Origin of the sequence: Jeotgalibacillus proteolyticus (genome assembly GCF_002926065.1) — a bacterium.
Classification (GTDB): Bacteria; Bacillota; Bacilli; order Bacillales; family Jeotgalibacillaceae; genus Jeotgalibacillus; species Jeotgalibacillus proteolyticus.
Genome location: NZ_PREZ01000007.1, coordinates 130,551 through 152,672, shown reverse-complemented (window position 1 = coordinate 152,672; position 22,122 = coordinate 130,551). Strand labels below are relative to the sequence as shown.

The following is a 22,122-nucleotide window of genomic DNA, read 5'->3' as shown; positions in this document are numbered from 1 at the left end:
AAAATACATGAAAAACAAATTATTTACAGGGGTTCTTGCATCAGCTTTACTTTTAGGGGCATGTGGTTCAGATGACAACGCAGGCGGTGATTCAGGAGACAAAATTGAATGGCGTTTTGGTCATTTAGCCGATGAAAACCATATCTGGCACCAGACGGCTGAAAAATTCGCAGAATTAGTTGAAGAAAATTCAGATGGACAAATCGAAATTACCCTTTACCCTAACAACTCTCTTGGTGGGGAAACAGATACGATCAATGCGATTCAATCGGGTACAGCAGACATGGTTATTTCAGGTGAAACCTTACAGAACTGGGCTCCTAATGCAGCATTAATGGCCGTTCCTTATGCATTTAGAGATCTTGATCATGTGAAATCTGTCGTAGAAGGAGAAATCGGGGACCAAATCCAAAGTGAGATTCAGGATCAAGCAGGTCTTACAGCTCTTTATTATCACACACGTGCACCAAGAAATCTTACATCAAACCAGCCAATCGAATCTCCTGATGACTTAAGTGGATTCAGCATGCGTGTTCCTAACGTTCCATTATTTCTAGATGCTTGGCAGGCTGCTGGTGCATCACCTCAGGTAATGGATTTCAATGAAGTATTTACAGGCCTGCAGCAAGGCGTTATAAACGGGCAGGAGAATCCTGTTGATTTAATCCAAAGCGGAGGGTTAGCGGAGGTTCAGGATTATGTAAATCGTACAGAGCATGTCTATTCATGGATCTATATTTTGGTTGGAAATGAGCAATACAATGAACTGTCTGATGAGCTGAAAGAAGTCGTACAGAATGCTGCTGAAGAAGCACAAGCGCTGGGTGATGAGCTTTATGAATCTGAGATTGATAACATCGAACAAGAGCTAATGGATAGCGGGATGGAATTTGTTGATGTTGATCAGGATGCGTTCCGTGAAGCCATGATGCCAGCCATTGAAGCATCCCTCGATGATGAACAGCTTGAGCTTTACAATCAAATTTTGGATGTTGAATAATAAGTCAGGCACTTTTGGCGCTCCTGCCAATTGTGCCTCTCTATTATGAGAGGAAGGAACCTGAATGAAAAAGTTTAGGAGCATTATAGACCTGATATTAAGCGTTCTCACGATTGCGAGTTTCACTGGCGTTATCGTTATTATCACGGTACAGATTATCTCCCGTTTCGCTCCTTTTTCCTTTATCTGGACAGAAGAGCTGACTCGTTATTTGTTCATTTATGCCATTTGCTTTGGAGCACCTTTGGCATTGATAAGAAATGAATTCATTAATGTTGACCTTCTCTTAACAAAGATGTCTGATCATTTCCGTAAGTACTATGAGACGTTAATTTATTTGTCCATCATCGTCCTTAGCGGTGTCATGGTGAAGGAATCGTATAGCTTTACGTTGATTGGAAATAATCAGGCTTCAGCGACAATGCCATTTAAATTATCCGTTATCCATGCAGCCTTGTTGATGATGAGTATATTTCTAATCTTCTATTCTGTCTTGAAGATTATTGATCTATTAAAAAATGATCAGGAATTTAAAAGGCATTATGAAGGGGAGGAGTTTTAATGGCTGCGTTACTGTTTATTTCTTTTATCGTTTTAATCTTTTTAGGCGTACCTGTGGCGTTTAGTCTGGGACTCTCTTCATTAATTTACCTTGTTGTTGCTGACATCCCTTTGACCGTTATTCCCCAGCGAATGTTCGGCGGATTAAACTCGTTTGTTCTATTATGTATCCCGGGATTCATCCTGGCTGGTAATTTAATGAACGCAGGAGGTATTACAGATCGAATTGTGGGCTTTGCCAATAATTGCTTCGGTCATATAAGAGGAGGCCTCGGGTTAGCGAATGTAGGGTCTTCAATGGGGTTTGCCGGTATTTCAGGTACAGCTTTGGCAGATACCGCAAGTATTGGTTCTGTGATGATTCCAGCAATGAAAAAAGAGGGGTATGGACCTGGGTTTTCAGCAGCAGTAACCGCTTCATCCTCAACTGTTGGTCCAATGATTCCTCCGTCTCTGCCACTCATTATTGTAGGAACGCTTGCCTCTTTGTCAATTGGTGATCTGTTTTTAGCAGGGGCTGTTCCAGGTCTTTTGTTAGGAATTGGGTTAATGATTCCTACTTATCTGATTTCGGTTAAGCGTAATTACCCAAAAGGGGAGCGCAAATCGTTTAAAGCGATATGGAAAAGCTTCACTGGTGCTTTTTGGGCAATCTTAATGACCGTGATCATTTTATATGGAATCCTGGGCGGACTGTTTACGCCGACTGAGGCTTCGATCGTTGCGGTTTTATATGCGTTTGTTATTGGGATATTTGTTTATAAAGAACTGCCAATCAAAAAAATTCCTGAAATCATGCTGTCCTCGATGACCAGTACAGCTTCCATCATGCTGCTTGTCGGGTTTGCAAATTTATTTGGCTGGATTATGGTGCGTGAGCAAATTCCGCAATTAGTGGCTGATTCTATTTTAGGTGTATCTACAAATGCCATTATCGTCATTCTGTTAGTGAATCTGCTTTTACTATTCGTTGGGACATTTATGGAAACGATCGCAGCGCTTGTTATTTTGTTTCCGGTATTGCTGCCTGTGGCGTTGCAGGTTGGAATGGATCCAATCACATTTGGTGTCATGATGGTCTTGAATTTAGTCATAGGTCTCGTAACACCTCCAGTGGGGGTATGTTTGTTTGTCGCCTCCCAGATCGGTAAGGTCCCAATAGGGAAAACAGCGATTGAGCTTTTACCATTTATAGGAGTCAGTCTAGCGATCCTTATGCTTGTGGCTTTTGTTCCTCAGGTTACGCTGTTCCTGCCGAGTTTATTTGAATAGGAGGATAATCGAAAATGAAAGCTGTAAAAGTGTTGGAAGCAAATCAGTTGAATATTATTGAACAGCCAAAACCAGTCATTCAAAATGCGGATGAAGTATTAATAAAAGTTAAACGTGTCGGCATTTGCGGTTCAGATATGCATATTTTCCACGGGACAAATCCTCTTGCAACCTATCCGAGAGTTGTCGGGCATGAAGTAGCCGGTGAGGTCGTTGAAACGGGTGAAAATGTTAAGGGAGTTAAAGCAGGAGATCACATTGTTGTTGAACCGATCAGCTATTGCGGCACCTGCTTTGCCTGCCGCAAAGGCCGCCCAAATGTATGTGAGAAGCTATCCGTTTTTGGTGTACACGAGGATGGCGGAATGCGGGAATACATTGTGCTACCCGAAAAGCAGGTTCATGTAATCAATGAAAAATTGAGCTGGGATGAGGCGGTATTGGCTGAGCCTTATACGATTGGCGCTCAGGCAGTTTGGAGAGGCAATGTGCAAGCCGGCGATACTGTTTTAATCCAGGGAAGCGGTCCGATTGGCATTTGTATCCTGAAAATGGCGTTAATTCAAGGCGCTACGGTGTTTATGACGGATCTAAATGATGAAAGACTTCAATTTGCGAAAGATAATGGGGCTCATCACGTTATTAATGTAACGAAGGATTCCCTTAAGGATCGTTTATTTGAGCTTACTGAAAATCAGGGTGTGAACATCGTAATCGATGCGGTGTGTCTGCCTTCTACTGTAGAAATGAGCCTGGAGCTTGTGACACCAGCAGGAAGCGTTGTGATCCTTGGTTTTGATGAACGTCCATCAGCGCTTCCACAATTGCCGATTACAAAAAAAGAAATCACGATTGTAGGTTCCAGATTACAGACCAACCAGTTTGGAAAAGTAATCGAGCTTCTTAATACAGGAAAGCTGAAAGCCAACGGCCTTATTACGCATGAATTTCCGCTTGATCGCGTTCAGGAAGCCTTCAATTTTGTTGAGAATAACCCGGAAAAAGTACGTAAAGCATTAATTAATCTCGAGTAGGGAGTGTGGGACATTGAGTTCAAAAATAGAATTTTATCAGAAATTCTTAGAAGAAAAGATTGTCGCAGTTGTTCGGGGTAAAGATGCGAAGGAAGCTGCAGCCATTGCAGAAGCCGCTGTAAAAGGAGGCTTAAATGCCATAGAATTAACCTATACGACTCCCGGTGTGGAGGATGTGTTTAAGCATTTTGCAGGAACGAATGCTTTAATCGGAGCTGGAACGGTATTAGATGAAGAAACGGCAAGACATGCGATTTTAAATGGCGCACAGTTTGTTGTCAGCCCGCATTTTGATCCGAAGATTGCGAAAACCTGCAACCGGTACAGTATTCCTTATTTCCCTGGCTGTATGACGATAAAAGAAATGGTCCAGGCAATGGAATATGGCAGTGATATCCTTAAGCTTTTCCCGGCCAATGGATTTGACCCATCCTTTATCGGGTCTGTAAATGGTCCGCTGCCAAATGTCCGTGTCATGCCAACAGGCGGTATTAACCTGAATAATATGAATGAGTGGCTTGATGCCGGTGCAGTGGCCGTTGGAATTGGAAGTGATTTAACAAAGGCTTATCGTTCAGCAGGTGAGGATGCAGTAGTTAAGCTCGTACAGGAATACTTAACTAAATTAGGGTAATCAGAGGAGGCGATCGCATGAATATGACGTTTCGATGGTACGGACGGAATAACGATACAGTGCAATTGGAGCAAATTAAACAAATTCCAGGTACAAAGGGAATTGTATGGGCGCTCCACCAAAAGCCTGTCGGTGAGGTCTGGAAAAAAGACGAAATAAAATCAGAAGTGGATTATATTAAGTCCTTCGGCTTTCATGCAGATGTTGTTGAAAGTGTAAATGTGCATGAGTCGATTAAACTCGGAAACAGTGAACGGGATCAGTATATTGAAAACTATAAAAAAACGATAGAAAACCTGAGTGAAGCGGGTGTTAAGGTTATTTGCTATAATTTCATGCCTATTTTTGACTGGACGCGCACACTGCTGCACCACCCGCTCGAGGACGGTTCTACTGCTCTGTTTTTTGAAAAGGAAAAAATTGAGTCGCTTGATCCGATCGAGTTAATCAATACAGTCGCTTCAGCATCTGAGCTGACGCTGCCTGGCTGGGAGCCGGAGAAAATGGCAAGAATTGAGGAGCTGTTTGCGGCGTATAAAGGAATGGATGAAGAACAGCTTTGGCAGAACCTGGATTATTTCCTGAACGCCATTCTGCCAACTGCTGAAGCACATGGCATTCAAATGGCCATTCATCCGGATGATCCACCGTGGTCTATTTTTGGACTGCCTCGTATTATTACGGGTGAAGCAAGCTATGAACGACTACTGAGCATTTCAGATTCTCCATCAAACCGCATTACGTTCTGTACAGGGTCAATGGGTGCGAACCCTGAAAATGATATGGTCGACATCGCATCAAAATATGCACAATATTCACCATTTGCTCATCTTCGTAATATTAAAATCTATGACAATGGTGATTTTGTGGAAACCTCTCATTATACGCAGGATGGCTCTATTAATCTAAATGGAGTGGTAGCCCAATTGTCTGATCAGCAATACACCGGCTATGTTCGTCCTGATCATGGACGCCATATTTGGGATGAAGAATGCAGACCGGGGTATGGGCTGTACGACCGGGCATTAGGAATTATGTATTTGCACGGATTATGGGATGCTCATCAGTCAAAATAGGGGAGGTCACTATGTTATCAACTCATGAAAATATTGCTGGACGGACAGCTGTCATTACAGGAGGCAGCGGGGTGCTTTGCTCTGAAATGGCGAGAGAGCTGGCTCAAAGAGGAGTCAAGGTTGTTATTATCAATCGTACAGAAGAAAAAGGCCAGGCAGTCGTAAATGAAATTGTACAAAACGGCGGAGAAGCAATTGCTATAGCAGCTGATGTGCTGGACCGAGATTCACTCGAAAAAGCAAAAGAACAAATCATCGAGAATTTTGGCCGGATCGATATCTTGATTAATGGCGCAGGCGGAAATCATCCTGATGCCATAACCGAAAGCGAAATTCATGATGATGAGGCGGCAGGGAAGTCATTTTTTGATATGGAGGAACAGGGATTTTCAAAGGTTTTTGCCAGTAACTTTACCGGTTCCTTTTTAGCGAGCCAGGTATTTGGCAGGGAGCTTTTAAAGCAGAAATCTCCTGTTGTACTAAATATCTCTTCCATGAGCGCTTTTTCTCCCATGACAAAGGTTCCTGCCTATAGTGCAGCAAAATCAGCGATTAATAATTTCACGATGTGGATGGCTGTTCACTTTGCCGAGCAGAATCTAAGAGTGAACGCAATTGCGCCAGGCTTCTTTTTAACGGAGCAAAATAAAAACCTCTTACTTAATAAAGATGGAAGCCTAACAGCACGGTCAGGTAAAATTATGGCTGGAACACCGATGAAGCGTTTTGGTAAGCCATCCGATCTGATTGGCACCATGCTTTGGCTGATCGACGAGAATTATTCCGGCTTTGTCACAGGAATCACAGTCCCTGTAGATGGTGGTTTTATGGCGTATTCAGGCGTTTAATTTATAAGGAATTTGAAATCCCTCAAAAGCAGAGAGTTGCCCTTGAGGGATCTTTGTTTATCAGACTTCAGTAGTTAAGCATTGAACAGCCTCCAATGCCCCTCAGACTTCAGTAGTTAAGCATTGAACAGCCTCCAATGCCCCTCAGAAATTACCTCGATGCCTTCATCCGTTACTTTAATGGCCGTATCATCATCGATTGCATACGATGGCACCGACATCCCAGCAGCCCATTTTTCTGCATGGGACATTGTATTATACGGCAGCATTTCATGATCCAGGTGTGGAAACATAGCAAAATACACGAAACCGAGCGTTTTATCGTTTCCTGCCGGCGGACGCCAGCCGACAAATGTCTCCCCTATATTTGGTGACATGACCATGCTTCCCGCGCTCATTCCTACATAGACCAAGTTCTGAAGCGAAGGCAAGAGATCCGCAAGACCGGACTCGCGCATCCAATGACATAGATACATTGGATCGCCGCCTCCTACTAACAGTACATCCGTTTCTTTAACAACAGGAACCCAATGCTCTTTATCAAGGCTTGGTAAAGCAGTGAGTTCAAGTACCCCTAGAGACTTCCATCCCAATTCGACCATAGGAGTTCCAGGCTCCTGCCCGCTGACCCATCGCCATGCCTGACCAGGACCCCCGCGGTTGGCGTGCATGGCGGTGGGAATGCAAAGGGCACTGGCTTCAGAAATTGACTTGCCAAGCAGATCGACGAGTGCGTCGTGGATCCGCGGAGTTCTAATCCCGGCAGAAGTAAGCAGCAGTTTCATTCCGGTTTTCTCCATAGACGTTGAACCTTCTGAATAATGATGCGACATACATTTTTCCTCCCTGAAGACCGAAGTCTCGTTTTTCACAAGGCTTTAAAAAAATTACATAACCATTAGATGGCCGCCTTAGTTCACTGTTCATTCATTACTTTAATTTTACAAAAATGTTATAGAAAAGATAAGTATTAAAGTGGAAGTTTGGAAGAAACCTCTACTCGTTTTTTAGAGCGGCTGGATAACGTTTAAAAAGATTTCAAAGAGGAATAGGTTAGTCAAAATGATTATTGATAAAACCTTACATTTAGTTGAAATCAACCATAAAGGAGAATGCTATATGACACAGCAACGTTCACTAGCGATAATTACAGGGGCATCATCCGGCCTGGGCTTTGAAATGGCTAAACTATTTGCAAAAGATGGCTACGATCTTGCCATTACCGGCTCAAGTGACAGGATTTTTGAGGCTGCCGAAACAATACGGGAACTCGGCGTTGAGGCGTACCCGCATAAAGCTGATGCCGCGGCATATGAAGGTGTAGAAGGGTTTTGGGACTTTGTCAGCGACCTTGACCGGCCGGTTGAAGCAGCGGTCCTTAATGTTGGCATCGGAATTGGCGGAGGGTCTTTTCTTGAGACCAGTCTTGAAGATGAAATGCGGTTAATTTCGATTAATATCACAGGTACTGTCCACCTGGCAAAACGGGTCGTCCATCATATGGTGCCAAATAGCAGAGGGAAGATTCTCATTGTTTCCTCTATCTCAGCCACAACACCGACACCTTATGAAACGGTATACGGACCATCTAAAGCATTTGGCTTCGCATTCGCTGAATCCCTACGCGAAGAGCTTCGTGAAACAGGCGTCACGGTAACCGCGCTGCTGCCTGGCGCTACAGATACAAACTTCCACGCCAATGCAGGGATGGGAGATACTCAAATAGGCTCTTCTAGTAAAAATGACAAAGAACTCGTCGCAAAACAAGGATACGAGGCACTCATGAACGACATCGATCATGTGGTTGGCGGAGATGAGAAAACGAAGAAGGAAGCTGAAGATAACCGGACAACATCAGAAACAGAAAAGGCCGCTATCCATGCCGAGAAGACCCGTCCGTAGATGTGGTGGGAAGGTTAAAAGGGTTGGGACTATTATGTCTCATCCTCTTAGTCCGGTTCACTGCGCTTCATGTGGACGCTTTCCGCGGGGCGGGGCTTGAGCTAACTTGCTTCCCAAGTGGATCTCAAGTTCCCGCTAGATCCCGCTGGAGTCGCCACATTCCGCTCCGTTCACCTCATGGTCTTAAATAAGTTTAGTTACCGCTTCTATCATCTTTTTAGTTATAGTTCACTTACATATTTTTTGTTAAATAGATAAGTTCATCATCATTAATTTGGTTTTCTCCTGTATAGTTAAAGTAGAAAGCCCAATGTGTCACGGACTTCATTAAAATCAAGGGGGAAAGAATATGCGAAGGATCATTTTATCGACTGAAAGCGGTGCTGACCTGCCGGAGGATTTAGTCCAAAAATACGATCTCCAGGTCGTTCCAATGCACATCATAATGGACGGAAAAGATTACTTAGACGGTTCCCTGCCAGTTGAAGATATTTATGACTACTACGGCCGCACCAAGAAAATCCCCACAACGACTGCTACAAATACCCACGAGTACGAGACCTTTTTTAAAACGATTAAAGAAAAGTTCCCGGATTGTATCATTATTCATATCGGCTATACATCAAAAGCGTCATCCTCTTTTCAAAATGCGGTCATTGCTTCAGAAGAATTTGACAACATTATTCTTATTGATGCCCTGAATGTTACTGGCGGATTAGCTGCGATTGTCCTGTATGCCGCTGATTTACTTCAAAAAGAACCTGACATTTCGCCTGAGGACCTGGCTGTAAAAATAGAGGCTGTCATTCCTAAGTCAAGACTTGCTTTTATCCCGGGTAGTCTTGAGTTTCTTAAAGCAGGAGGAAGGGTAAGTAATATGGCTTCTTTAATCGGTGGTCTGTTAAAAATAAAGCCATGTATTGAGTTAAGAGATGGAAAGCTGATGTCCACAAAGAAGTATCGAGGAAATATGAGCGGAGCTTCTGAAAAACTACTGAGTGATTATTTGAAAGAATTTCCGATTGATCGGAAGCAGCTGTATTTCATTTACTCCATCGGCCTTGATGAGAAGGTCAAAGAACGAATGGATGCGGCGGCTAAAGAAAACGGCTTTCAACATGTAAGATGGATCCAGGCAGGCGGGATGATCTCGACTCATTCCGGAGCCGGTGGTTTTGGGATAGCGGGATTAGAGGAGTAGTCTGGTCCAGCTTTACTGCAAAATTAAACATGCCTGTCCTCGACATATGAGGGCAGGCAATTTTTCTGACTGGGAATCTTCATTTATCATTAGCGTTCAAAGACTATAAGAAAAACAGAATCACACTCTGCATATAAACTTGTGTCATCCCATAAAACGCAATCGCGTATTTGTAATTAAAAACGATGCTGTTTTTTACTATACTGAGCCGGTTCACTGAACTCAATACGATCGTTGGCAGAACCAGTGGTGACAGCATGATGGATATGACACTTCCGGAGGTAATCCCAAGCACGATGAGTTCGGGTGGATAAGGCACGTTGACTCCTTGAAGAATTCCCGCTACCAGAACGATGACAGTCAACGGTCCGAGGCCGATAAATCCTAACAAAATCACCAAAAAAGGCAGGATTAAGAGAAAGTTTAAAAACGGAACAGCATCGGTCATATAAAGCAGTCCATCGACGAGATAATCTCCATAGCCTGATTGGTCCACTGAATCGATTAAAAATCCGGCAGCAAGCAGGATGGAGAATTGCTGGGCTTTATTTGGAATGCCGGTTTTCGCATAGTTTTTTCCGTTTTCAATGACGCTAGCGATCTTTACAGTAATAAGAAAATACAGGATGACCCAGGCCACGATAACGATTGGAATAATCAGCAGCAGGCTCACATTCCATAGCCCATTTAAAAGAAAAATGGAACCGAAGAGCGTAATAAATAAGAAGCAAAATTCGATTACGTTGCGATTTCTGTTCGAGTCCTGTTTTAATCCGCCGCTAATCTTCTCCAGCTGCTCCTGAATGCCTGCTGTCAGGTCAACCCCGTAATGACGCTCCTGAAAATAGGAAAAAAGAACAGCGAGCATCACACCGGCTAACGAGATGCAAAAACCCTGCAAAATCGATAACCCCAATGAAGCGCCGAGTGCATCCACTGCAAAAATAAAGCTGGGAATGCTGACAACCCACATGGTAGTTAAGGCAAAGGCACGCAGCAAAGCCGTTCCTTTGTAGTTTTCCCAAGCTTCTCCTTTTTGGTCGCTCAAAAAACCGTTTATCATGCCATACACCATCGGAATAGCCCCAAACAGCAAAAAATAAGAGATGATCTGTGTAATCATCAGCATGCCAAAGTAGAATTTTCGGCTCGTATTAAGAAGACGCTGCGCATAATGAATAACGGATTCAATATAAGGCTTTTCTTCAAGCACCCAGCTGATAACCGGAACGATCAGTAAAAGCGCGATCAATCCGCTCATAACAGTAAATCCGGATATTCCCGAATCAATCAAAGAGGTGCCGGATACAAGATGAATGATTACACCAATCGAAAATAAAAGAATAGAAACGGAAGCCTGCTTAATGGGCAGAAAAAAATAACCAAGGATAAAGGCTGCCATGCCAATTAAAGACAGCGAAGGCGCAATGGCTTCCCCCTGGGTAAAAGAAAAGAAAAAATACATAAAAATGTACAAACAAATGAATAAGGTATATCCCCGTTTAGCGAATTGTTTCATCCCGGATACTCCTGTCTGCTTAAATAGATGTCACAATCTATCCTATCATAGGAGGGAGGGATGAGGTTCGACCGTGACTCACAAGAAAGAAAAATCACTATCTGTTTTGGTCTATTTTTCTAAGTAGCGAATGAATAAATTCATCATTTATAGAGAATAAATCTACATTTCTTATTTCAAAAAAACACCTAGTAAACTTTTACTTAGCTTGTTATCATTTTAGTTATTAAAGGTTTTTTTGCTTTATGGTTAATCATCCATGAGCCGGATAAGGGATGCCTTTTGAAAATCGGAGGAAGTTAGATGAATTTACATAATTTCGAAGAACATATAAATCGAAAAATAGTACGTAGAGGACATGAATATTACCTTGAAGGGCATTTGATGGAAGTATAGGAGCGGGAAAAAAATTCGTTTGTTTTTATATCGAAGGGTCAGAGGTTTATGAAGTGCGTATTGAGCTTGGAGCAAATAATGAGGTGTTATATACCAGATGTGATTGTCCTTACGACTTTCCCTCTATTTGTAAGCACGAAACTGCCTGTTATTATGCGCTTTTAGATCGATTGGAACATGCTGATTTACTAGATGATAACCAGCCGAAAAGTGATGATAGGTTGGCGCTGCAGGCATTTCTTAAAAATCTATCAAGGGAAGAGCTTGAGGGAATTATTCTTGATATTGCAGGCAAAGACCAGACTGTGGAGCAAGCTTTAATTGTTAAGTATGGAACTACAAACGATAGGAATGAAGAATAAGAGAAGTAACCTCTTGATAGTAAAAAGGAGCTGCCATTTAAATGACAACAACAACCGATCATTTATCAAAAGAAAAAAAAAGGCCATTTTGAGAGCGGCTGATTCCATCATTGCCGAAGGAGGAAAAACCCTTCTGGCCAAGATCCTAAAAGGGTCAAAGGATAAGAAAGTACTGCAGCTGGGGCTCGATAAAAACCCTTCCTACGGCTTTTATAAAGGAGTAAAATTGGATGATGTTCTGCAAAAAATTGAGTGGATGATCGATTATCGATTTTTGGAGATTAAGTATTTCAGAAAGCTGCCACTGATTACTTTCACAGATTTGGGATGGTTAATTGAACGTGATCAATATACAGATGAATTCATAAATGAGTGGAGAGAATGGATCAGGGAAGGAAAGCAAAACCCTGATATGAGTTATTTAAAAGACCGGAATAGAGAAATGATATTGTTGCTGCTAGATAAGGTGAAAGAATCGGGCGATCAATCATTCATTCCTTATTTAGAGCTATGGGCAAAGGTCGATTACAAAAAAGTCAAAGCTGAGATTCAATACACCATAGATGTTTTAAAAAGTAACGAGCCGGTCAGCCATTCTTTAGCAGAGAAGAGACAGGATGAAGTCAATGAAGCACTGAAAGGTGTCATCCCTCATGATATTAGAATGAAATGCTGGTCCTGTACGAGGAGATTCACCTGGACAATAGGAGAACAAAAGTTTTATAGAGAAAAAGGCCTTTCCTATCCGAAGAAGTGTAAGATCTGTCGTGGAAAAGGGTTTGGTTATTCATAAAGTGACATTGAACTTAAAAAATGATGGCAAAAAAATCCCTCAAAGGAAGAAATTTTTTCTTTGAGGGATTTTAAACCTGCTAAATCATAAAAAGCCCCATCAATGATGAATACTTTGAACAAAAGACTGATTATAATCACTTTTTGTGTACACGAACCCTTCCATCAAAAGACGGGCAGTCCGGCCAACTTTAATCGTTAAGGGAAACTCTTGATAGATTGTTTCCATAACCCCGGCCGGGTGGCCAATTAAGATAGTTTGTTTGTTTCGATCAATCATATCTGAGAGGATTGTTCCTTCAATTTTGCTGGCTGCTGTGATGCACACTGCCCCTGTAATAGCCAGTGCTTTATGTGGACGCTGCATTGACATCATTCTCACCAGCACATCAAAATCTTTTTTCTTGTGAAATTGACCCGCACTATCCTGATAGTCAAGAGGCTTTGAAACGACTGCCATTTTAGGGGTGGCTGGGGAAAGTGCTGTCGCTTCAGTTTTTGAGGCGAATCCGCAAATCTCAGCAGCTGCTGAACGCAATTCCTCTAAAAGAGCAAGCTGCTCCGTTGAGTATTCCTCAGGTAATTCATCCCCGCGAAGTCCTATATCCTGTGCACGAACAAATACCAGCGGGTTGGCGATATCCACAATTGATGCATTGACCTCACCTAAAGAGCAAGAGAGAACATCGATGGTTTTACATGTGGGAAGTACTTTTCCTGTAACAGCTCCTTCAGGATTTTCGAAAGATAAAAAGATAGGGGAACCGCTGCCTGGTACGCCAGGGATAGAATAATTTCCTTCTGATTTTACTCTGCCATTCTCTACTTCAACCTCAGCTGTGATGATTTTGTTCGTGTTTGTATTAAATATTCTTACTTTTGTAATGGGCTCTTGTATTGGAACAAGTCCTTTAGCGATTGCGTAAGGACCGACTGCTGAAGAGATATTCCCGCAATTCCCCTTAAAATCGACCATTTGGTCATATAAGCTTACTTGCGCAAAAGTATATTCAACATCATATAAAGGGTCGCTGCTTTCATCAATAATCGCTACCTTGCTTGTAAGAGAGTTAGCTCCGCCCAGCCCATCTATTTGGTTAGGGTCAGGACTGCCCATAATATCCAGAAGCAATTGCTTAACTTCCTGATCGTATTCAGGTAGATCTTTCTTCTGCAAAAAAACGCCTTTACTGGTTCCGCCACGCATAAGTGTAATCGGTACTTTATTCATTTTTCATGTCCTCCTTAAAGCAAAATGAATGTTGTCCAAATGATACTCATAGCGTACAATGGAACCGATTATAAGAAAAATCAAAAAATTATATTAAACTATATAAAAATATTTTATAGTTAAGGGGCGATGATCACGATGGACCAAAAAGATTGGCAAATTTTAAAGGCGATTGCAGAGGAAAAGAGTTTAACAAAAGCAGCTGAAAAATTATTTATTACACAGCCTGCTCTTAGTTATCGATTGAAGCAACTGGAGGAGTCTTTTCAGACAAAACTCTTCTTCCGAACAAAGAAAGGAATTGAATTTACTTCTGAAGGCGAGTATCTCGTGGAATATGCAGAGGAGCAGCTAAAGAAATACCTCCATTTAAAAGATGAGATTTTTAACATTGGCAACGATGTGAGGGGGACACTTCGGATTGGTGTATCAAGTAATTTTGCGCAATATAAGCTTCCTGCATTATTAAAAAAATTCTCAACCTCTTACCCTAATGTCCAGTTCAAGGTACTGACGGGTTGGAGTACTGAAATTATGAGTTTATTAAACCAATCTCAAATTCATCTCGGCATTTTAAGAGGAGATTATGAATGGGAAGGAGAAAAATTACTTTTAACAAAAGAGCAATTATATATTATATCTAAAAACAAAATTCTACTGGATGAGCTCCCGCAATTACCATTCATTTACTACAAAACTGATAATTCACTTAAACGCTTGATAAGCAGCTGGTGGAATGATCATTTCACAAAGTCCCCCTTAACTGCAATGGAAGTGGACAGACAGGAAACGAGTAAAGAAATGGTAAAGAATGATCTGGGCTTTTCTGTTGTACCGGAGATCTGCTTAACTCCTTCAGATGAGCTTTATACAGAAGGGTTACATTATAAAAACGGGGAGCCTGTCCTGAGGGATACGTGGCTAATGTACCGTACAGACTTTATCCAGTTGACGATTGTAGAAGCTTTTATTGACTTCTTAATCAAACAGCAAACAGTTAAGATATAAAAAATTTTTATGACGACCTATAATATTTAACTATTTTACTTATAGCGATGATTTCTTTAACCTGATGACAACATAAAAAAAGAAGGAGGACATGACAGTGAGAAAAATGTATACGCTTACTTTATTGTTGATTCTTACTCTTTTTCTGGCAGGTTGTCAGTCTTTAGTGTTAATAAGTCCAAATCAAACTAGTAAAGGAGAGGTGGATTATCAGGATACTCTGCTGACAATGGTTGTTCCCTACCAGTCAGGAGGAGGCACGGACGTTTTTGCAAGATTTATGACGAAGCCGCTGTCAAATCACATTAAGAACCAGCCTAGTATTCAAGTAGAAAATGTTCCAGGCGGCGGGAGTATTACAGGTACGAATAAATATGTTAATTCGTATTCAAAGGATGGAACAAACCTGGTCACAACCAGTGCTTCAACACATATCCCCTATTTACTGAAACAGTCGTCTGTTCAGTATAACCTGGATGAATTAACTCCTTTAGTTGGAGCTCCTACAGGTGGGGTAGTATACGGTTCTCCCGACTTGAAAATTGGAAGCGGTTTCGAACTTAAACAGGTAAAAGAAGATTTGTTTTTTGCTGGGATGTCACCCACCGGCTTGGATTTAACAACATTAATCTCTTTTGAAGTGTTGGAGATAGATGCTAAAGCAGTACTAGGGTACGAAGGGAGAGGGCCGGCAAGAGTAGCTTTTGAACAAGGTGAAAGTAATATTGATTTTCAAACGACGACAGCTTATAAGCATAACATCGCTCCTAAAGTAGAAAATGGGGAAGCGATCCCGCTGTATAGCCTGGGACAGATCGACGAGAACGGAGAAGTTGTGAGAGATCCTCAGTTTCCAGATATTCCGACTGTAAAAGAGGTCTATGAAGAAATACATGGCGTTGAGCCTTCAGGACGGGTCTGGGAAACGTACAAGCACTTTCTAAACGCTACCTATACCTTACAAAAGGTTATCTGGGTTCATAAAAGTGCTCCTGAAAGTGCCAAAAATGAATTGAAGGAAGCAGTCAACAAGCTAGTCGAGGATGATCAATTCAAGGAAGATTAATCTAAGGTTCTGGAGGGGTATGAAATCTATACGCAGCAGGAGTTAGAGGAAAGAATTGAGAACCTGGAGAAAAACACGAATGAGGAAATAATCGAGTGGGTGTACGAATTTCTCTTAAGAGAACATGGAGTTGATGCCAGAAAACTATAGAATTGAGGGGATACTATGTTTGAAAGTGCAATGGAGGCCTTAAGTATTGTATTAGATCCATCAAGAATGTTATTCATGTGTCTTGGTATTGGTCTGGGAATCATCGTTGGTCTACTTCCAGGTTTAGGCGGAACCGTAGGAATGTCCCTTATGCTTCCATTCATTTTTGGAATGGATCCTTTCGTCGGCATCGCATTGTTAATTGGGATGGTAGCCGTTATCCATACAGGAGATACTTTTCCTTCTATATTGATTGGGGTTCCCGGTTCAGCCGGTTCGCAAGCAACCATTATGGATGGATTCCCTTTGGCTAAAAAGGGGGAAGCATCCAGGGCGATGGGAGCTGCCTTATTTTGTTCGATGATAGGGGGAATTATTGGGGGTATTGTGCTTTTTCTGGCTATTCCAATTGCAGCTCCTCTGATCACCAGCTTTACTTCACCGGTCCTGTTTATGTTAACAATGCTTGGACTGAGCATGGCAGGTCTTTTGGCGGGAGATTCTCCTGCTAAGGGAGCGTTATCTGGTTTATTAGGCTTACTGATTGGTGCAATAGGAAGTGCTCCGGCTGTTACTGAGTATCGGTATACTTTCAATTCACTTTACTTATCAGATGGTCTTTCTCTTCCAGTTGTGGCACTAGCAATTTTCGCTTTTCCCATTCTTATTACCATGCTCATCCAAAAAGGAAGTATTGCAAAAACGACTCACTTACAGGGAGGGGTATTGAAAGGAATTGGTGATGCGCTAAAAAATAAATTTTTAGTAGTGAGAAGCGCTATCTTAGGAAGTCTGGTGGGATTCATTCCGGGCTTAGGAGGAAGTGTCGTTGACTGGCTTGCTTATGGAGCTGGAAAAAAGACGGTAAAGAACAACCAATTCGGTGAGGGAGACATTAGGGGAGTCATCGCTCCGGAAAGTGCTAATAACGCGAAAGAGGGCGGGTCACTTATCCCGACACTTCTTTTTGGCATTCCGGGCAGCGGGACTACCGCTATTCTGCTTGGTGGGTTGATTTTAATGGGGTTAGAAGCAGGGCCAAAGATGTTGACATCCGAACTCCCTGTCACCTTATCAATTGTTTGGACACTTGTCATTGCTAATATAATTGGGGCACTATTATGTATGATCTTAATCAAACCGATTGCTAAATTGAGCTTGATACCTGGAGAAAAGCTAGTCCCTTTCCTTGCCGTCCTTTTAGTAATTGGAGCTTATCAAAGTAATTTTTCGTGGGGAGACCTTATTACTTTGATCGCAATTGGTTTATTGGGATATATCATGACAATTCTCGATTGGCCAAGACCACCGTTGCTGATCGGTTTTGTCCTAGCTGTCTCAGCAGAAAGATATTATTGGATTTCTATTGAAAGATATGGGTGGGAATGGCTCGGTCAGCCAGTTGTCATTACAATCGGCATAATTATTGTAATCCTGCTTACTGGAGGAGCCATCATGAAAAAAATCAGTATCAGCTTACAAAGAGAAGGTGTATAAAATGACTAAACAAACACTGAATGTAATCTTTACTACGTGTCTATTTATTACTTTTACCTGGGCAGCTGTAAGTGCACTTGCTTTTTCAAGATTAGCTCAATTCTTCCCTTTATATGTGTCAATAATCGGAAGTATTGTTTCCGGTATTTATTTAGCAACGGAAATTTTTAAATTAGTGAAACAAAAAGAAAAAGTGGAGCAATCCAGGGTATTAATTTTAAAGCCACTGATTTACACATGCTGGGTTGCAGGGTACATAGGTATCATCTATTTAGCAGGTTTGTTTCTTGCTACAGCTATTTATCTCGTTGCCTTTTTACTAATAGAATCTAAGTTTTCGCTATTTAAGGCTGTCTACTCAACAGGTATCGCTTTGGTAATCATGACAGTAGTAAGCAATTTACTGAAAATTGCATGGCCGCAGGGATTAATAGGGATTTGAAGTGGAAAACTAATTGACTAGTTTCATTCACCTTTTCTTTAACATTAAGTAATTTCAATAACAAGATTGTTAATAGGAGAAATTATTTATAATAGGATTATCATCCGAAATTTCAATTACTCCTGATGTCAGGCATTTACTAAAGGAATGATAAAGTTGAAAGCACTTCTTTCATTAAAGAAAAGCCTCAATCAAAATAAGCTGATCGTCCAAAGGGAAGAAGGCTATATTGCCGAAGAAATATTTCACTTCTTTCCACGGGCATCAGAAAAAGAAATTAACAAGCTGCCCGAATATACTCCTAAAGATCTTATTGCTTTTTTAAGATTACATAATGGTGCTGATTTATTTGTTCATCCTGAAAATGGGGGCGGAACGCATTTGTTTTCAGTGGAAGAGATAGTAGAGCACCAGGAAATTTGGGATTGTCCTGAAGGCTTTACTCCTATAGGAACGGGGATGGATGGCTTATGGATCGTTTGCCAGACTGAGAATAGGGAGTCTGAAAGAAACTTCATTTGGATCGGGGAATTTATGAGTTTTGAAGACGAGTTTGAAAAAACATCTCTGGATTTCTCTACTTGGTTTGAACGGTTTATTCTTGCTCAGGGGTCCTCTTTTTGGGAGTGGGGGAGGGAGTAAAAACGCGAAAAAACTACATGCACTTGGAGTAATGGGACATGTTTTTTCGGAAAATGAATGAAAAAGAAATAAAAAACACAGAAAAAGCGGTAAAAGCAGGGTTTGTATTTTATTTGTTTGCTTTAGGGGCAAGTGCTATGTATTCGTTTCTATTGGAGTCACGATCTAACACATCATTTACTATTTTAATGGCGGGTTTAAATTTTTTCTTCGGGTATGATTTTATTTTAAATAAAATAGACAAAAAAGAAAGAAAACACTAGTAGACTCTTATACTGGATTGGTGTCTTATCCCTTAAGGTTTTGAACTTTTATTTGTACTGTGGGAGATTTTTAAAAAAGAAGGAATGTATCAACCAAATGAAGAAAATATTTAGGGTTTTAACAGAAGAAAAAAACCACCTAAATAGAGGCTTTTCATTCGTTATCTGGACGATTGGAAGGTCTTTTTGTTTTTTAATTGAATTTTAAAAAGTTAAATAAAGCAGTTTTGTAAAATATTTGTCTTTTATAAAGGAGAATGAAGTAATCAATCGAATTCCTAATATAAGTAAATTTCCAGATAGGAGTTTAAGTGCATCTATTATTTTTACTATAAAACAAGGAGATGGTTTCCATGAAAAAAGCATTGGATTCGAATAAAATTGCACAAATCGGGATTATCGTACGTGATATTGAGAAAACCTCACAGGCATATGCAGATTTTTTTGGTATCGAAAAGCCTAAAGCTGTTTGGACAGATGGGTATGAGAAAGCGGAAACGGTGTATAAAGAAAAGCCATCAAATGCCCGTGCTCAGCTTGCGTTTTTTGATATGGGGTCTGTCCAGCTTGAACTAATCCAGCCGAATGAGGAACCGAGTACGTGGAAAGAGTATTTGGATACACATGGGGAAGGCGTGCAGCATATTGCTTTTATAACGGACAAGATGAAAGAAAGAGTGGATGCCATGCAAAGCGAAGGAATTTCCTTGATTCAAAAGGGAGAGTACACAGGTGGAAGATATGCATACATGGATACTACCGAGGATTTAAAGGTGATTTTTGAACTGCTTGAAAATGATAAGTAAGGAGAGCTGATATGAATATATTCATAACCGGTGCAAATAGAGGACTTGGTTTAGCGTTAGTTCAAAAAGGGATTGAGCGGGGAGATTTTATTTTTGCAGGGGTGAGGTCTGCTGAGGAGGCAGAAAAAGGAATACTCGGTGATCTGAATAAAACAGGGCAGCTTAGAATTGTGCAAGTCGATGTAGCGGATGAAGCTTCTGTTGTTAAAGCAAAAAATGAAATTGAGAAATCTGCCGGTTTTTTGGATGTCATTATTAATAATGCGGGGATTTTGCTTGAGAGTGACAAATCAATTGAAGAGTTGGACTTAAATGAGTGTATGAAGTCGTTTGATGTTAATACACTTGGACCGATAAGAGTAATAAAACACTTATTGCCACTGCTTGAAAAGGGCAGTCAGCAATCTATTATAAATATTTCGTCTGATGCAGGAAGTATTTCGAATGCTTATGTAGGGAATTACCCGTATTGTCTGTCAAAAGTCGCGTTAAATTTACTTTCTGAAAAGCTTGACCTGTATTTAAAAGAAAAAGAGATTCAGGTTCTATCTATACATCCCGGGTGGGTGAGGACAGATATGGGTGGAGAAAAAGCAGCCATTTCACCTGAAACCTCAAGCGAAGGGATCTATCGTTTAATTGATCGTTCAGTAGAAGTTAATGGAGAATATGTTTTTGTAGATTATAAAGGACAACCAATGAAAATTTAGAGGTGAGTGAAATGACGAAGCGGATCGTAGCTGTCCTTGGTGACTTTTATCATAAAAAGGACAACCTGATAAAATCCATGGAGCTTGGATTGAAGAGGGCGGAGGCAGAAGTCGAAGTGGAATATTCTACTGCTCGTGAGCTGAGCGATCAGCTTAAAAGTTTACCAGATGCAGTCATTCTCTCCACGGAGAACCGGTTAAACCCTGAAGATGACAACGTTGAAACATGGATGGATGAGAGGGTGGCTAAGGAGATAAGTGACTATGTGAAAAACGGAGGCAGCTGGCTTGCCTGGCATTCAGGCCTGGCTTCGTATGATGATTTGACTGACTATACTGACATGCTGCGAGGACATTTCAAGTTCCATCCAAAAGAGCATCAGGAGGTAACCTACTTTCCCGAACAAGGTACTGCTTATGAAAGCCTGTCTACATTCATACTGGTAGATGAACATTATTTTGTTCACTGCGATGACAATCACGAGGGTATCTTTATGCGCTCAGAATCAATTGACGGCAGCTCAATAGCAGGCTGGTCTCATACATATGGGAAAGGAAAAGTCGTCTGCCTCACCCCTGCACACAACGAAGCAGGATTAGCTGATGCTGCTTTTATAGATGTGTTAAGGAAGAGTTTAATAGAACTTCTATGATTGGAATTAAATAGAGAATAAAAAGATCCGATGTAAGCTCTGGAAGCTTACATCGGATCTTTTTTTATTAGTAAAAGTACCTAATCGACATAAATCGGGTGGTGCCAGGCACCACAGAAGGCCCCACAGAGGGCACAATGAAGTACCACCCCACGAAGAAGACACCCGAAATGATTAGTGGAGATAACATCGGGTAAACAATTAATATAGGTGAATAAGCCTATTTATCTAAAATCTACTTATTCTATAAGGAGATGATCGAGATGAAACAAGTAGTAAATTCAAATAAAATAGCTCAAATCGGCATTGTCGTGCACGATATAGAAAGAACTTCGCAAGCCTATGCAGATTTTTTTGGAATGGAAAAGCCTGATGTGGTTTGGACAGATGGATTTGATAAAGCAGAAACTGAGTACAGGGAGGAGCCAACAGATGCCCGTGCCCGCCTTGTGTATTTTAATATGGGTTCCGTCCAGCTTGAATTGATCCAGCCAAACGGTGAACAAAGCATCTGGCAAGAGTTCTTAGATAACCATGGAGAAGGCGTTCAGCATATAGGCTTAGCAACAGATAAAATAGATGAAAGAGTCCGCGACATGGATAAAGAAGGAATCCCGCTACTACAGAAAGGAAAGTATGCAGGAGACAAATATGCATACGTTGATACGAATGAAGAGTTAAAGGTGATTTTTGAACTGCTTGAAAATAAGAATTAAGAAAACTGGGTTGAATCAGGGACAGTTGAGCATAGTTCATGTTAATACAGCCGTAATGATTAAAATAAAGGATCTGTTGTGAGCTGAAGTAGCTTGCAATGGATCTTTTTTACTCATTCGACGTTAATTGACAGAAATCGGGTGGTGCCTGGCACCACCCGATTAGGCTATTGCCGTATTTCGAAACAAATGCTGGTGATCATCATATAAAGTTGCGTTCCAACCATCAAAAGTTTTCAACTGTTTTTCTCCTCTACTATTTAAAAATCTGATGCACCGTTTTCTGCTCCATATTAATTTGTGACTTGCGAGCAGTATCGTAAAAAGGAATTTAATCATAG

At 41.2% G+C, this 22,122-nt stretch carries 24 protein-coding genes; 21 read left to right on the top strand and 3 right to left on the bottom strand.

Features of this window, described 5'->3' with window-relative positions; all coding sequences use genetic code 11:
* Positions 1-7 precede the first annotated feature (7 nt).
* The 7 genes from C4B60_RS17655 to C4B60_RS17625 all read left to right on the top strand — a co-directional run bounded on the left by C4B60_RS17655 (position 8) and on the right by C4B60_RS17625 (position 6,425).
* A complete protein-coding gene (locus tag C4B60_RS17655; protein ID WP_104059353.1) occupies positions 8-1,000 on the top strand; it encodes a TRAP transporter substrate-binding protein in 993 nt (330 codons plus the stop codon).
* A 64-nt stretch (positions 1,001-1,064) separates the two neighbouring features.
* Positions 1,065-1,562 carry a TRAP transporter small permease gene (locus C4B60_RS17650; RefSeq protein WP_104059352.1) on the top strand — a complete coding sequence of 166 codons (498 nt, stop codon included), beginning with the start codon at positions 1,065-1,067 and terminating at the stop codon, positions 1,560-1,562.
* On the top strand, positions 1,562-2,833 hold the full coding sequence (locus C4B60_RS17645) for a TRAP transporter large permease (protein ID WP_104059351.1): 1,272 nt from the start codon (positions 1,562-1,564) through the stop codon (positions 2,831-2,833). The genes C4B60_RS17650 and C4B60_RS17645 overlap by 1 nt, the downstream gene beginning before the upstream one ends.
* Positions 2,834-2,847: 14 nt before the next feature.
* Positions 2,848-3,867 carry a zinc-binding alcohol dehydrogenase family protein gene (locus C4B60_RS17640; protein ID WP_104059350.1) on the top strand — a complete coding sequence of 340 codons (1,020 nt, stop codon included), beginning with the start codon at positions 2,848-2,850 and terminating at the stop codon, positions 3,865-3,867.
* Positions 3,868-3,880: 13 nt separating this feature from the next.
* A complete protein-coding gene (locus C4B60_RS17635) occupies positions 3,881-4,501 on the top strand; it encodes a bifunctional 2-keto-4-hydroxyglutarate aldolase/2-keto-3-deoxy-6-phosphogluconate aldolase (RefSeq protein ID WP_104059349.1) in 621 nt (206 codons plus the stop codon).
* A 17-nt stretch (positions 4,502-4,518) separates the two neighbouring features.
* Positions 4,519-5,577, top strand: a complete 1,059-nt coding sequence (gene uxuA / locus C4B60_RS17630) for a mannonate dehydratase (RefSeq protein WP_104059348.1) — start codon at positions 4,519-4,521, stop codon at positions 5,575-5,577.
* 11 nt (positions 5,578-5,588) lie between these two features.
* Positions 5,589-6,425 (top strand): SDR family oxidoreductase, encoded by an 837-nt coding sequence (locus tag C4B60_RS17625; RefSeq protein ID WP_104059347.1) that lies wholly within the window; start codon positions 5,589-5,591, stop codon positions 6,423-6,425.
* A gap of 116 nt (positions 6,426-6,541) precedes the next feature.
* On the opposite strand, the gene C4B60_RS17620 is transcribed toward C4B60_RS17625, so the two are convergent.
* On the bottom strand, positions 6,542-7,210 hold the full coding sequence (locus tag C4B60_RS17620; RefSeq protein ID WP_104059432.1) for a Type 1 glutamine amidotransferase-like domain-containing protein: 669 nt from the start codon (positions 7,208-7,210) through the stop codon (positions 6,542-6,544).
* A 334-nt stretch (positions 7,211-7,544) separates the two neighbouring features.
* Between C4B60_RS17620 and C4B60_RS17615 the strand changes: the two genes are divergently transcribed.
* Together C4B60_RS17615 and C4B60_RS17610 are read left to right on the top strand one after the other, a co-directional pair.
* Complete coding sequence (locus C4B60_RS17615) at positions 7,545-8,327, top strand: SDR family NAD(P)-dependent oxidoreductase (protein ID WP_209020110.1); 783 nt, start codon at positions 7,545-7,547, stop codon at positions 8,325-8,327.
* A gap of 349 nt (positions 8,328-8,676) precedes the next feature.
* A complete protein-coding gene (locus C4B60_RS17610) occupies positions 8,677-9,528 on the top strand; it encodes a DegV family protein (RefSeq protein ID WP_104059346.1) in 852 nt (283 codons plus the stop codon).
* A 103-nt stretch (positions 9,529-9,631) separates the two neighbouring features.
* Here C4B60_RS17610 and C4B60_RS17605 read toward each other — a convergent pair whose 3' ends face one another.
* Positions 9,632-11,047 carry a hypothetical protein gene (locus C4B60_RS17605; protein WP_104059345.1) on the bottom strand — a complete coding sequence of 472 codons (1,416 nt, stop codon included), beginning with the start codon at positions 11,045-11,047 and terminating at the stop codon, positions 9,632-9,634.
* Between the two features lie 449 nt (positions 11,048-11,496).
* Here C4B60_RS17605 and C4B60_RS17600 point away from each other — a divergent pair, with 449 nt between their 5' ends.
* Both C4B60_RS17600 and C4B60_RS17595 read left to right on the top strand, forming a co-directional pair.
* Positions 11,497-11,805, top strand: a complete 309-nt coding sequence (locus tag C4B60_RS17600; protein ID WP_104059344.1) for an SWIM zinc finger family protein — start codon at positions 11,497-11,499, stop codon at positions 11,803-11,805.
* Between the two features lie 88 nt (positions 11,806-11,893).
* Positions 11,894-12,598: an RQC-minor-1 family DNA-binding protein gene (locus C4B60_RS17595; RefSeq protein ID WP_245154042.1), complete on the top strand. Its 705-nt coding sequence runs from the start codon at positions 11,894-11,896 to the stop codon at positions 12,596-12,598.
* Positions 12,599-12,697: 99 nt separating this feature from the next.
* On the opposite strand, the gene C4B60_RS17590 is transcribed toward C4B60_RS17595, so the two are convergent.
* Entirely contained in the window at positions 12,698-13,828 is a 1,131-nt protein-coding gene (locus tag C4B60_RS17590) for a 2-methylaconitate cis-trans isomerase PrpF family protein (RefSeq protein ID WP_104059343.1), read from the bottom strand.
* 138 nt (positions 13,829-13,966) lie between these two features.
* Here C4B60_RS17590 and C4B60_RS17585 point away from each other — a divergent pair, with 138 nt between their 5' ends.
* The 10 genes from C4B60_RS17585 (at position 13,967) to C4B60_RS17540 (ending at position 21,781) form a co-directional block, all read left to right on the top strand.
* Positions 13,967-14,836 carry a LysR family transcriptional regulator gene (locus C4B60_RS17585; RefSeq protein WP_104059342.1) on the top strand — a complete coding sequence of 290 codons (870 nt, stop codon included), beginning with the start codon at positions 13,967-13,969 and terminating at the stop codon, positions 14,834-14,836.
* A gap of 97 nt (positions 14,837-14,933) precedes the next feature.
* Positions 14,934-15,902: a type 2 periplasmic-binding domain-containing protein gene (locus tag C4B60_RS17580; protein ID WP_245154041.1), complete on the top strand. Its 969-nt coding sequence runs from the start codon at positions 14,934-14,936 to the stop codon at positions 15,900-15,902.
* 165 nt (positions 15,903-16,067) lie between these two features.
* Positions 16,068-17,549, top strand: coding sequence for a tripartite tricarboxylate transporter permease (locus tag C4B60_RS17575; RefSeq protein WP_104059341.1), 1,482 nt, complete (start codon positions 16,068-16,070; stop codon positions 17,547-17,549).
* A 1-nt stretch (position 17,550) separates the two neighbouring features.
* The gene (locus C4B60_RS17570) at positions 17,551-17,991 is read left to right on the top strand and encodes a tripartite tricarboxylate transporter TctB family protein (protein ID WP_104059340.1); all 441 of its coding nucleotides are present in this window, start codon (positions 17,551-17,553) and stop codon (positions 17,989-17,991) included.
* 147 nt (positions 17,992-18,138) lie between these two features.
* Complete coding sequence (locus tag C4B60_RS17565) at positions 18,139-18,633, top strand: SMI1/KNR4 family protein (protein ID WP_104059339.1); 495 nt, start codon at positions 18,139-18,141, stop codon at positions 18,631-18,633.
* A 53-nt stretch (positions 18,634-18,686) separates the two neighbouring features.
* On the top strand, positions 18,687-18,896 hold the full coding sequence (locus C4B60_RS17560; RefSeq protein ID WP_135122140.1) for a hypothetical protein: 210 nt from the start codon (positions 18,687-18,689) through the stop codon (positions 18,894-18,896).
* A gap of 353 nt (positions 18,897-19,249) precedes the next feature.
* Positions 19,250-19,702: a VOC family protein gene (locus tag C4B60_RS17555; protein WP_104059337.1), complete on the top strand. Its 453-nt coding sequence runs from the start codon at positions 19,250-19,252 to the stop codon at positions 19,700-19,702.
* 11 nt (positions 19,703-19,713) lie between these two features.
* The gene (locus C4B60_RS17550; protein WP_104059336.1) at positions 19,714-20,412 is read left to right on the top strand and encodes an SDR family oxidoreductase; all 699 of its coding nucleotides are present in this window, start codon (positions 19,714-19,716) and stop codon (positions 20,410-20,412) included.
* Positions 20,413-20,423: 11 nt separating this feature from the next.
* The gene (locus C4B60_RS17545) at positions 20,424-21,065 is read left to right on the top strand and encodes a ThuA domain-containing protein (protein ID WP_104059335.1); all 642 of its coding nucleotides are present in this window, start codon (positions 20,424-20,426) and stop codon (positions 21,063-21,065) included.
* A 263-nt stretch (positions 21,066-21,328) separates the two neighbouring features.
* Positions 21,329-21,781, top strand: coding sequence for a VOC family protein (locus C4B60_RS17540; protein ID WP_104059334.1), 453 nt, complete (start codon positions 21,329-21,331; stop codon positions 21,779-21,781).
* The last annotated feature ends 341 nt before the right edge of the window (positions 21,782-22,122 follow it).

Excerpts from the sequence above, each read along its gene's own strand:
- C4B60_RS17650 (WP_104059352.1), top strand. The coding sequence starts at position 1,065 with ATGAAAAAGTTTAGGAGCATTATAGACCTGATATTAAGCGTTCTCACG.
- C4B60_RS17575 (WP_104059341.1), top strand. The coding sequence starts at position 16,068 with ATGTTTGAAAGTGCAATGGAGGCCTTAAGTATTGTATTAGATCCATCA.
- C4B60_RS17620 (WP_104059432.1), bottom strand. The coding sequence starts at position 7,210 with ATGAAACTGCTGCTTACTTCTGCCGGGATTAGAACTCCGCGGATCCAC.
- C4B60_RS17645 (WP_104059351.1), top strand. The coding sequence starts at position 1,562 with ATGGCTGCGTTACTGTTTATTTCTTTTATCGTTTTAATCTTTTTAGGC.
- C4B60_RS17610 (WP_104059346.1), top strand. The coding sequence starts at position 8,677 with ATGCGAAGGATCATTTTATCGACTGAAAGCGGTGCTGACCTGCCGGAG.
- C4B60_RS17560 (WP_135122140.1), top strand. The coding sequence starts at position 18,687 with ATGAATGAAAAAGAAATAAAAAACACAGAAAAAGCGGTAAAAGCAGGG.
- C4B60_RS17585 (WP_104059342.1), top strand. The coding sequence starts at position 13,967 with ATGGACCAAAAAGATTGGCAAATTTTAAAGGCGATTGCAGAGGAAAAG.
- C4B60_RS17545 (WP_104059335.1), top strand. The coding sequence starts at position 20,424 with ATGACGAAGCGGATCGTAGCTGTCCTTGGTGACTTTTATCATAAAAAG.
- C4B60_RS17540 (WP_104059334.1), top strand. The coding sequence starts at position 21,329 with ATGAAACAAGTAGTAAATTCAAATAAAATAGCTCAAATCGGCATTGTC.
- C4B60_RS17570 (WP_104059340.1), top strand. The coding sequence starts at position 17,551 with ATGACTAAACAAACACTGAATGTAATCTTTACTACGTGTCTATTTATT.
- C4B60_RS17625 (WP_104059347.1), top strand. The coding sequence starts at position 5,589 with ATGTTATCAACTCATGAAAATATTGCTGGACGGACAGCTGTCATTACA.
- C4B60_RS17555 (WP_104059337.1), top strand. The coding sequence starts at position 19,250 with ATGAAAAAAGCATTGGATTCGAATAAAATTGCACAAATCGGGATTATC.
- C4B60_RS17590 (WP_104059343.1), bottom strand. The coding sequence starts at position 13,828 with ATGAATAAAGTACCGATTACACTTATGCGTGGCGGAACCAGTAAAGGC.
- C4B60_RS17655 (WP_104059353.1), top strand. The coding sequence starts at position 8 with ATGAAAAACAAATTATTTACAGGGGTTCTTGCATCAGCTTTACTTTTA.
- C4B60_RS17605 (WP_104059345.1), bottom strand. The coding sequence starts at position 11,047 with ATGAAACAATTCGCTAAACGGGGATATACCTTATTCATTTGTTTGTAC.
- uxuA (WP_104059348.1), top strand. The coding sequence starts at position 4,519 with ATGAATATGACGTTTCGATGGTACGGACGGAATAACGATACAGTGCAA.
- C4B60_RS17615 (WP_209020110.1), top strand. The coding sequence starts at position 7,545 with ATGACACAGCAACGTTCACTAGCGATAATTACAGGGGCATCATCCGGC.
- C4B60_RS17565 (WP_104059339.1), top strand. The coding sequence starts at position 18,139 with ATGATAAAGTTGAAAGCACTTCTTTCATTAAAGAAAAGCCTCAATCAA.
- C4B60_RS17550 (WP_104059336.1), top strand. The coding sequence starts at position 19,714 with ATGAATATATTCATAACCGGTGCAAATAGAGGACTTGGTTTAGCGTTA.
- C4B60_RS17640 (WP_104059350.1), top strand. The coding sequence starts at position 2,848 with ATGAAAGCTGTAAAAGTGTTGGAAGCAAATCAGTTGAATATTATTGAA.